This is a genomic window from Roseateles sp., from assembly GCF_044373315.1.
Classification (GTDB): Bacteria; Pseudomonadota; Gammaproteobacteria; order Burkholderiales; family Burkholderiaceae_C; genus JACDQM01.
In genome coordinates this window covers 24,071-34,346 of the sequence record NZ_JBILQK010000039.1, presented here as the reverse complement: position 1 = coordinate 34,346, position 10,276 = coordinate 24,071, and the positions used below count along the sequence as shown (strand labels likewise).

Here is a 10,276-nt window from a genome sequence, read left to right as displayed (position 1 = left end):
TGACGCAGGATCCGGTCGAAGTGCTGCTGAACCGCACCTGGCGGCCGACCCTGTCGGTGACCGGTGTCGACGGCTTTCCCGAGCTGAAGAACGCCGGCAATGTGCTGCGGCCCTACACCGCCTTCAAGCTCTCGCTGCGCCTGCCGCCGCTGGTGGACGGCAACGAGGCGGCGCTCAAGCTCAAGGCTTTGCTGGAAGACAACGCGCCCTACAACGCCAAGGTGACCTTCGTGCCGGATGGGCGCGCTGGCGCTTACGGTGCGACCGGCTGGAACACGCCCGAGCTGTCACCCTGGCTGGCGCATGCGCTGGATGAGGCCAGCCAGACGCACTTCGGCGCACCGCTGGGCTATATCGGTCAGGGCGGCACGATTCCCTTGATGAGCATGCTGCAGAAGGGCTTCCCCAAGGCGCAGATGATGGTCTGCGGCGTGCTCGGTCCGAAGAGCAATGCGCACGGCCCGAATGAGTTCCTGCACGTGCCCTATGGCAAGCGGCTGACGGCCGCTGTGGCGCAGGTGATGGCAGCGCATCCCTGACGCTCGCTGCGGTCTGCGGCCCGCCGTGGTTAGGTGTAGAGCGGCTGACAAAAGCCAGCAACGACGCCAGAAGGGGTTTGTTTGCCGCTCTTACAGCAGCATTCTGAGGTGAGCTTGCGACTGCAGCAGCGGCGGCAGGCAGTGATCCACCAGCTGGTCCATGCTCATGCGTGAGGCGTGCACGCTGATGCTCATCGCGGCCACCACATCGCCACGGTAGTTTTTCAAGGGCACGGCCACTGTGCGCAGGCCCAACTCCAGTTCCTGATCGACGCAGGCATAGCCCAGCGCGCGCGCGCGCGCAATTTCGATGCGCAGGCGTTCCGGGTGGGTGATGGTGTGCGGCGTCAGCTGGGTCAGCTCCTGGCGGGCCACCCAGTCGTCAATCTCGGTCTGCGGTAGCGCCGCCAGCATCACGCGGCCGGTGCCGGCGCAGAAGGCCGGCACGCGGGTGCCAGGCTGCAGGGTCGGCGACACCACGCGGCCAGCGCTGGTGGCCGAGATGCAGATCACATCGTTGCCGTCCAGCACGCCGGCGCCGCTGGCTTCCTTCATCGCGTAGGCCAGCTTGTGCAGCTCGGGCTCGACGATGCGTGGCAGCCGCGCTGAGTGCATATAGCTCTGACCCAGTCGCAGTACCTTGGGCGTCAGCGCAAACATCTTGCGGTCTTGCGAGACAAAGCCCAGATGGGTCAGTGTCAGCAGATAGCGCCGCGCTGCAGCGCGCGTCAGGCCGGTGCGGGCGGCCACTTCACTGATAGTCAGGCGCGGACGCTCCTGATCGAAGGCCTCGATCACGGCAAGGCCTTTCTCCAATCCAGCGACAAGGTCCCGCTTCAGCGGGCTGCTGTCGCTGACGGCCGTCGGGGCGTGGGCGTTACTGCTGGTCGCGGCGATTGCGGCCAGATCATCGAGAGCACGGGCAGCAGACATGGTGACTTGGAGTGCGATTAGCGCCCTGAAAACCGGACGCGAGCCAGAAAGCGTTGACTATAGAAAGACAAAGCCGCCTTGGCCTACGCAGTTACCGACACGGTGGGCGATTGGCGAACCTTTGTGCACCAAGATGGTGATGATCGCCCCTGCGTCCGCATTGCTGCAGGCACCGAGGTCCTGTTCCGGGGCGGGCTGATGGCGATGCCCTGTGGGCTTGGTGCTCCAAGGGTGGGGCGAGCGGCCGGGTTCGCAGTCTCGCGAAGACCCGGCCCTGCGGGCGCTGGCGGGGTCGGTTCACTGCGCGATCAGACGCGCTCGACGATCAGTGCGATGCCCTGGCCGACGCCAATGCACATGGTGCAAAGTGCGTAGCGGCCACCGCTGCGCTGCAGTTGGTTCACCGCCGTCATCACCAGCCGTGCGCCGCTGGCGCCGAGCGGATGACCGAGCGCGATTGCCCCACCATTGGGGTTCACGCGGGGATCATCGTCACGCAGGCCCAGTTCACGCAGCACGGCTAGGCCCTGCGCGGCAAAGGCTTCGTTCAACTCGATCACGTCCATCTGCGCCAGCGTGAGGCCGGTCAGTTCCAGCACGCGGCGGCTAGCCGGGGCCGGGCCGATGCCCATGATGCGCGGCGCGACACCTGCAGTGGCCATGCCGACCACGCGGGCGCGCGGCGTCAGGCCATGCCTTGCGGCGCCGGCCTCGCTGGCGATCAGCATCGCGACCGCACCATCGTTGACGCCCGAGGCATTGCCCGCCGTCACAGTGCCGTCCGGGCGCACCACGCCTCTGAGTTTGGCCAGCGCTTCCAGGCTGGTTTCGCGCGGGTGCTCGTCGCGGTTCACGAGCAGGGCCTCACCTTTCTTCTGCGGGATGCTGACCGGGCAGATTTCGGCGTCGAAGAAGCCGGCCTGCTGGGCGGCGACTGCCTTCATCTGGCTGGCCATGGCCATGCGATCCTGCGCTTCGCGTTCGATCTTGAAATCACTTGCGACGTTCTCTGCCGTCTCTGGCATCGAGTCGACACCGTAGCGCTCCTTCATCAGCTTGTTGACGAAGCGCCAGCCGATGGTGGTGTCGTAGACCGCATTGCTGCGCGAGAAGGCGCTCTCGGCCTTGGGCATGACGAAGGGCGCACGGCTCATGCTCTCGACGCCGCCGGCGATCATCAGCTCGGCCTCACCGGCGCGGATGGCGCGCGCAGCGCTGCCCACGGCGTCCATGCCCGAGCCGCACAGGCGGTTGATGGTGGCACCGGGCACGCCGATCGGCAGGCCGGCCAGCAGGGCGGACATGCGGGCCACATTGCGGTTGTCCTCGCCGGCCTGGTTGGCACAGCCGTACAGCACATCGGTCACGGCCTCCCAGTCGACACCCGGGTTGCGCTGCATCAGCGCGCGCAGCGGCACGGCTCCGAGATCGTCGGTGCGCACCAGGGACAGGGCGCCGCCGTAGCGGCCGAAGGGGGTGCGCTGGGCATCGCAGATCAGGGCGTTCTTCATCATGTGTCTACTCCATTGAGGTCGGTGTTAGAGGGGGGCGGGCCGGCAGCAGCGGGACGCCGCTGAGGGCTTGCAGGCGGTCGAAGTCGAGGCCGTCTGCCATGTCTATGACTTGCAGTCCTTCCGGCGTGACGGCCAGCACGGCCAGGTCGGTATAGATGCGGCTGACGCAGGCGGCGGCGGTCAGCGGATAGCGGCAGGCTTCGACGATCTTGCTCTCGCCGCTCTTGGTGCAGTGCTCCATCATCACGAAGGTCTGCTTGGCGCCGATGGCCAGATCCATGGCGCCGCCCACCGCTGGTATGGCGTCGGGCTCTCCGGTATGCCAGTTGGCCAGATCGCCGCGTGTCGAGACCTGGAAGGCCCCCAGCACGCAGATGTCCAGATGGCCGCCACGCATCATCGTGAAGCTGTCGGCGTGGTGGAAGAAGCAACCACCCGGCAGCAGCGTGACCGGCTGCTTGCCGGCGTTGATCAGGTCGAAGTCTTCGGCGCCCGGGGCCGGGGGCGGGCCCATGCCGAGTACGCCGTTCTCGCTGTGCAGGATCACCTCGCGGCCGGCTGGAATGTGGGTGGCCACCAAGGTCGGGAGCCCGATGCCAAGGTTGACGAATGCGCCCTCCGGAATGTCCTGGGCGACGCGCGCGGCCATTTGGGCGCGGTTCCAGCCTTTCAGTGCAGCACTGCTCATGTCAGACGGCTCCTTTGAAGCCAGCGCCACCCGTCCGCCGGCGAGCGACCTGGACGACACGCTGGACGAAGATGCCGGGCGTCACCACGGCTTCGGGGTCGAGGCCGCCGAGCTCGATCAGTTCATGCACAGAAGCCACGGTTGTCTTGGCCGCCGTGGCCATGATGGGGCCGAAGTTGCGCGCGCTCATGCGGTAGCAGAGATTGCCCCAGCGGTCGCCGCGCTCGGCCTTGATCAGTGCGACGTCGGCGTGGATCGGGTATTCGAGCACGTGGCCGCGGCCGCCGATGATGCGGCATTCCTTGCCCTGTGCCAGCTGCGTGCCGTAGCCGGTCGGTGTGTAGAAGGCACCGATGCCGGCGCCGGCCGCCCGGATGCGCTCGGCCAGGTTGCCTTGCGGGACCAGTTCGAGCTCGATCTTGCCGCTGCGGTAGAGCGCGTCGAAATGATGCGAGTCGGACTGGCGCGGGAAGGAGCAGATGATCCTGCGCACGCGGCCGGCACCCAACAAGGCGGCCAGCCCCGCGTCGCCGTTGCCAGCGTTGTTGCTGACCACGGTCAGTTCGCGCGCACCTTGGTCCAAGAGTGCTTCGATCAATGCATCCGGTAGGCCGGCCGTGCCGAAGCCGCCAATCATCACTGTCGAGCCGTCACTGACGTCGGCCAGCGCCTCGGCAGCCGAGTCGTGCACCTTGTTGATCATTCCGAGTTAGTTCTAATTAAGAACTTAAGTTCTTTATTTGGATGTAACTGTCCCCCGAGCTGGGGCGGAGGTCAAGTGGATGGCGTGACAATTCGCACGTAAATTTCATCCGGTTGCACGCTGAAGGCATTTGCAGTGTCTTGTTCACTTAAGTAACGGCGTGAGTTGACCGATGCTAGGCACGAGGGCGCCCAAAAATAGGCCGTAGGTACCAAATGAAGGACAGATCTTCCGATCCCCTGATCGACGTCAGCCAGCTGAAGGTGGGCATGTTTATCCATCTGGATCTGGGGTGGATGTCGCACCCTTTTCCGCTCAGCAGCTTCAAGCTGAGTTCGGAAGAGCAGTTGGGCATCTTGCGCCGCCTCGGTCTCAAGCAGGTGCGCTGGAGTCCGGGCAAGAGCGATCTGCAGACCGACTCGGCACCGGTGCCGCTGCCGATCGCAGAGTCGGCCACTCAGGATCCCGATCAAGCAGCCAAGGAAGTCCACCGGCGCGCATTGGCTGAACAGCGCGCCGCGCTCAATCTGTGCGAGAAGCAGTACGGCGAAGCCGCGAGCGCATTCCGTGGGGTGATCGACGTCTTGTCGCGTGACGCGCATACCTCGCGCGACCAGACAATTGCGCTGACCGCGGCGATGTTGGACAAGATGCTGGTCGAAGGTGATGTCAGCATCCGGCTGCTGAATGAAGGGGCGGGTGATCGCGGCACCGCTCACGCTTTGAACGTCTCGATCATTTCCTTGCTGCTGGGTCGAGCCTTCGGCCTAGGGCGCGATGAGTTGATGGATCTGGGGGTCGGCGCCTTGCTGCATGACATCGGCAAGGCCGAATTGCCTGCGCGGGTGCGCAATCGCGACGACAGCTTCACCCTTGCGGAAACGCAGCTGTACCAGCAGCACGTCATGAAGGGCGTGGCGCTGGCCCAGCAGATGGGCTTGGCTTCCGGCCCGATGCTGGTGATCGCCCAGCACCATGAGAATGCGGATGGCAGCGGCTTCCCGCAGCGTATCAACGTCGACCGGATGAGTGCCGCGGCCCGCATCGTGGCCCTGGTCAATCGATTCGACGGGCTGTGCAATCCGCTGCTGGCGTCCAAATCGATGACGCCGCACGAAGCCTTGTCCTTGATGTTCGCCCAAGGCCGGAATCGATTCGATGCGACGATGCTGAACGCCTTCATCCGCATGATGGGCGTCTATCCGCCGGGTTCCGCCGTCCAGCTGACCGACGATCGCTACGCCCTGGTGGTGGCTGTGAACTCCTCGCGGCCGCTGAAGCCCAAGGTGATGGTCCATGACCGGAAGGTTCCCCGGGAAGAAGCCTTGATCGTCAATCTCGAGGATCATTCCGACCTCGGCATCCGCCGCAGCCTCAAGCCCAACCTGCTGCCCCGCGAAGCGTTGGACTACCTGAGTCCGCGTACCCGGGTGGCCTATTTCTTCGAGAGTGCCGCCACCGCGCCCGCCGGGGAGATGGCTGCGTGATTTTTCCCAAGCTCAAGTCGCAGGGGGCGCCGCTTGTTGATCGTTACCAGAATCTTCTGGATGGTCTGCAGGAGGCGGTATGCTTGGTCGACGCGAGCACGAACGCCTTGTTGGCGCTCAATCAGTCGGCGTGCCAGCTGCTGCGTGTGAGCTCGGGTGAACTGCTCGGCTGCAGCATGGATTCGCTGGCCTGCACTACCGAGGATGCAGTGTTCTGGATGGAGGCCGCCTCTGGCAGCCGCGAGGGCTTGCACTCCGATACCTTGCTCCGTGCGGGCGACGGCCAGACGCTGTGGGTGTCGCGTCGCATCACCCATGTGCCCCAGCCGGGCGGCCCGGGCTTGTGGCTGGTCACCATGCAGGACCAGACGCGCCAGCGCCAACATGATGAAGAACGCGAGACCCTTCTGGCGGAACTGAAGGCCACGCTGGAGTCGACTGCGGATGGCATTCTGGTGACGGACCTGGCCGGGCGGATGCGCAGCTTCAACCAGCGCTTCGCATCCCTATGGGGCCTGCCCGAGGACCTGCTGCTGGAGCGCAACGATGAAGCCGTGCAGGCCTGGATGCGGCGCAGCGTGGTGGACGGCGCAAGCTATGCAGTTCGATTGGCTGCCATCGAGGAAGCGCCGCTGCTGCAAACCAGTGATGTGATCAAGCTGATCGACGGACGCGTGCTGGAGCGGGTGTCGCAGCCTCAATGGAGCCGCGGACGGCCTATCGGCCGCGTCTATTCCTATCGCGACCTGAGCGAAAAACTTGCGGCCAATCAACGCATTGAGGAGCTCTCGCACTCAGACATGCTGACGGGCCTGCCCAATCGTCGCGCCCTGTGCGAGCGCCTCGACTACGCGCAGGCCATGGGGCGGCGTGAAGGAACGCCGTTTGCACTGCTGGATGTCGATCTGGACCGTTTCAAGCAGATCAACGGCACGCTGGGGCACAACTACGGCGACCGGGTCCTGAAGGAAGTGGCGCTGCGTCTGAAGGAGTGTCTGCGTGAGGTCGACACGGTGGCACGCCTGAGCGGTGACGACTTTGCGCTGCTGATTCACCAGGCCGATGCGCGCGGGGCGGAGTTGGCAGCGCGGCGCGTCCAGGAGGCGATGTCCCGCCCCTTCAGCTTCGACACGCTCAGCTTCACGGTCACCTGCAGCATCGGCATCGCGCTGTTCCCTGGCGATGGCGCCACGGTCGAGGAGCTGATGGCCAGCGCCGAGCGCGCCATGCACTGGGTCAAGGAGAGCGGACGCTCGGCCTTTCGCTTTCATCAGCCCCGCAAGGATGTCGACCTGCTGTCGCGCATGCGCCTGGACCACGCGATGCGGCAGGCCTTGCAGGAGGAGCAATTCCGGCTCCATTTTCAGCCGCAGATCGATCTGTCCACTGGCCAGGTGATTGGGGCCGAAGCGCTGATTCGCTGGAGTGACCCGACTCGCGGGGAGGTCTCGCCTGCCGAATTCATCCCGGTGGCGGAGGAGAGCGGCTTCGTCATAGCCATTGGTGACTGGGTCTTGCAGCGCGCCGTCAAGCAGGCGGCGCAATGGCTGCGTCAAGGACGGCGCATGCCGGTGGCCGTCAATGTCTCCGCGCTGCAGTTCCAGCAGCCCCAGTTTGCCGAAACCGTCGCCGCCGTGCTGAACGAGTCTGGCTTGCCGCCTGAGCTGCTGGAGTTGGAGCTGACGGAGTCGATTCTGTTGCGTGATGCCGAGGAGGCATTGCACCGCCTGGAAGCCTTGGCGGCCCTGGGTGTTTGCATGTCGATCGACGACTTCGGCACTGGGTATTCCAGTCTGGGCTATCTGAAGCGCTTTCCGATCCAGCGCTTGAAGATCGATCGAAGCTTCGTCAAGGGTCTGCCCGACGATGAAAGCGATGCGGGCATCGTCAACGCGGTGATCCAGCTCGGCCGTGCCCTGCGCCTACAGGTGATTGCCGAGGGTGTGGAAACCTTGGCGCAGCGCAACTTCCTGCAGCAGGCCGGCTGCCACGAGTTCCAGGGCTATCTCTACGCCCCAGCACTCGACGCCAGCAGCTTCGAGGAGAGGGTCTGGCCTGCCGTTGCAGACGCCGCTCTGCGCCCGCAGGGCACGCACGCGCGCCCGACGCTGCTGCAGGCGCGCATTGCCAGGAACGGCTGACGCCGAGCCTTCGCCGTTTCGACCCAGAATATGGGGATCGAAAACGAGTGGAGCTGGCCGTGATCTACAAATTCCGATCCAAGGCTGCGGCTGACGTCATCATGATGGGGCCGACCGGGGACCAAGTCTTGCGCTTGATGGGGCGGGAACCTTCGGCCCAAGGACTTGTCGACGTCGAGTCGCTGAATGCTGCGATCAGCGCACTCGAGCGCGGCGTCGCCGAAGACGAGGCCGCCTTTGCGCGCCTGCAACTCGAGGCTGAAGAGCGCGGCGAAGTGTTGCCGGTGCGTCAGGGCATCAGCCTTCGCCAACGCGCGTGGCCCTTGCTCGAATTGATGCGACACAGCCTGGCAGCGCGTCAGGACATGGTCTGGGGCGTTTGAGCATGGGCCTGGACCAGGTCACAAGCCTGCTGGCGGTTCGTCACGGCGAGACGGCCTGGAATCGGGAAACCCGCATCCAGGGCCAGCTCGACACTCCTTTGAGCCCTCTCGGCGCGGCCCAGGCCCGCCGACTGGCGCAGGCCTTGGACGGGCAGGGTGTGGACGTCATCTACGCCAGCGATCTTGCACGCGCCCGCCAGACCGCAGAGGCCGTCGCGCAGCAGCTCGGCCTTGCGGTTCAGCTGGAGCCCGGTCTGCGCGAGCGCGGCTTCGGCCTGTTTGAGGGGCTGACCTGGGCTGAGATTGAAACCCGCTGGCCCGCAGAAAGCGAGCGCTGGCGCCGCCGCGACCCGCAGTTCGCGGCGCAGGGGGGCGAAAGCCTGCAGGACTTCTATGCGCGCGCGGTTGCCGCGGTCGAAGCGCTGGCCTCGCGGCATCCGGGGCAGACCGTGCTGATCGTTGCGCATGGCGGGGTGCTGGACTGCCTGTACCGCGCGGCGGCGCGCCAGTCGCTGCAGGCCGCACGGACCTGGACGCTCGGCAATGCGTCGATCAACCGATTGCTTTATTCCCAATCGGGCCTCACGCTTGTTGGTTGGAATGACGACAACCATCTCGCGGGGCTGAGCCTGGACGATACGGCAGCCTGAAGCTCGCGCGATTCGCACAACCGCAGGCATGCAAGCTGAACAAATCATCATCTTCGTCACGCCGATCTTCTTTGCGCTGATCGGGCTTGAGTACTGGGTCGGCAAGCGCCGCGGCCGCAACACCTACCGACTCAACGATGCACTCAGCAGCATCGGGCTCGGCATGCTCAGCCAGGTGGTCGGTGCCACCACCAAGCTGTTCACGTTGGGCATCTATGTCTGGGTGTATGAACACGCAGCCTGGCTGCCCTTGTCCAGCGATTCGGTCTGGGTCTGGGTCAGCGGTCTGCTGTTGTACGACTTCCTCTACTACTGGCACCACCGCTTCGGGCACACCACGGCACTGTTCTGGGCTGCGCATGCGGTGCATCACCAGAGCGAGGATTACAACCTCTCGACGGCCTTGCGTCAGACCAGCAGCGGCTGGATTGCCGGCTGGATCTTCTACCTGCCCATGGCGCTGATCGGCTTCCCGCCCTTGGTCTTTGCCGTGGTTGCCTTGATCGATCTGCTTTATCAGTATTGGGTGCACACCCAGCAGATCGGCCGGCTGGGCTGGTTCGACCGTGTGTTCTGCTCGCCGTCAAATCACCGTGTCCACCATGCGGTGAACGAGCCGTATCTGGACAAGAACTACGGTGGCATTCTGGTTCTCTGGGACCGCCTGTTCGGCAGTTTCCAGGACGAGATGGACGCAGAGCCTTGTGTCTACGGCACGCGCGACGCGTTGCGCAGCTGGAACCCCTGGGTGGCCAACACCCATGTCTACAGGGGGCTGTGGCGCAAGATGAGCAGCACCCCGCGCTGGTCCGACAAGTTGCGCGTCTGGTGGGAGCCGGCACATTGGCAGCCCGGAGAATCTGCCCAAGTGCATGCTGCCTTCGATCCGCGCGAAGTCCAGCGCTATGACCCTGTGGTGCCTTCGGGCCGGCTCGTCGCCGCGGTCATCTTGTTTCTGGCCTTGCTGACCGGCACGGCGGCCTTCCTGCGGTGGGCGCATCTGCTGGGCCTGCCAGCCAAGATCCTGGGGATCGTCGGGCTGGTGCTCGGTTTGGCGGGTGTGGCGAGGCTGTGCTCTGCCGTTGGGGCTCGGCCGGATCCGGCACTGACAAGTGCCGCAAGGCATCCCTAGACTGCCTAGCAGCGAGATGTTGCAATTTTGCGTCGTTCTGAATTCGGTTAAACCCTAGCCTTCTATACTCGCGCAGCTTTGCGAACACGGCTCGATGACTGATTCG

9 protein-coding genes and 1 pseudogene are annotated in these 10,276 nt (G+C 64.9%); 6 read left to right on the top strand and 4 right to left on the bottom strand.

Translation table 11 applies throughout. The features are described 5' to 3' along the window. Nucleotides 1-539: pseudogene (locus ACIQ67_RS11030) on the top strand (peptidase M20); the annotation flags it as partial. Nucleotides 540-629: 90 nt separating this feature from the next. On the opposite strand, the gene ACIQ67_RS11025 reads toward ACIQ67_RS11030, so the two are convergent. From ACIQ67_RS11025 to ACIQ67_RS11010, 4 genes are all read right to left on the bottom strand, one after another. After that, complete coding sequence (locus ACIQ67_RS11025; RefSeq protein WP_397534412.1) at nt 630-1,472, bottom strand: IclR family transcriptional regulator C-terminal domain-containing protein; 843 nt, start codon at nt 1,470-1,472, stop codon at nt 630-632. 308 nt (nt 1,473-1,780) lie between these two features. Further along, nucleotides 1,781-2,986 carry a 3-oxoadipyl-CoA thiolase gene (pcaF, locus tag ACIQ67_RS11020; RefSeq protein WP_397534411.1) on the bottom strand — a complete coding sequence of 402 codons (1,206 nt, stop codon included), beginning with the start codon at nt 2,984-2,986 and terminating at the stop codon, nt 1,781-1,783. Between the two features lie 4 nt (nt 2,987-2,990). Continuing rightward, nucleotides 2,991-3,674: a 3-oxoacid CoA-transferase subunit B gene (locus ACIQ67_RS11015; RefSeq protein ID WP_397534410.1), complete on the bottom strand. Its 684-nt coding sequence runs from the start codon at nt 3,672-3,674 to the stop codon at nt 2,991-2,993. Nucleotide 3,675: 1 nt separating this feature from the next. Beyond that, nucleotides 3,676-4,377, bottom strand: coding sequence for a 3-oxoacid CoA-transferase subunit A (locus ACIQ67_RS11010; RefSeq protein ID WP_397534409.1), 702 nt, complete (start codon nt 4,375-4,377; stop codon nt 3,676-3,678). 215 nt (nt 4,378-4,592) lie between these two features. Between ACIQ67_RS11010 and ACIQ67_RS11005 the strand changes: the two genes are divergently transcribed. The 5 genes from ACIQ67_RS11005 to ACIQ67_RS10985 are packed head-to-tail and all read left to right on the top strand — an operon-like array spanning nt 4,593 to nt 10,170. Continuing rightward, nucleotides 4,593-5,864 carry an HD-GYP domain-containing protein gene (locus ACIQ67_RS11005; RefSeq protein ID WP_397534408.1) on the top strand — a complete coding sequence of 424 codons (1,272 nt, stop codon included), beginning with the start codon at nt 4,593-4,595 and terminating at the stop codon, nt 5,862-5,864. After that, on the top strand, nt 5,861-8,005 hold the full coding sequence (locus ACIQ67_RS11000) for an EAL domain-containing protein (RefSeq protein ID WP_397534407.1): 2,145 nt from the start codon (nt 5,861-5,863) through the stop codon (nt 8,003-8,005). Before ACIQ67_RS11005 ends, ACIQ67_RS11000 begins: the two co-directional genes overlap by 4 nt. A 59-nt stretch (nt 8,006-8,064) precedes the next feature. Beyond that, entirely contained in the window at nt 8,065-8,388 is a 324-nt protein-coding gene (locus ACIQ67_RS10995; protein WP_397534406.1) for a DUF1840 domain-containing protein, read from the top strand. Nucleotides 8,389-8,390: 2 nt separating this feature from the next. Continuing rightward, nucleotides 8,391-9,038, top strand: coding sequence for a histidine phosphatase family protein (locus ACIQ67_RS10990; RefSeq protein WP_397534405.1), 648 nt, complete (start codon nt 8,391-8,393; stop codon nt 9,036-9,038). Between the two features lie 28 nt (nt 9,039-9,066). Further along, nucleotides 9,067-10,170, top strand: coding sequence for a sterol desaturase family protein (locus ACIQ67_RS10985; protein WP_397534404.1), 1,104 nt, complete (start codon nt 9,067-9,069; stop codon nt 10,168-10,170). Nucleotides 10,171-10,276: the final 106 nt, after the last annotated feature.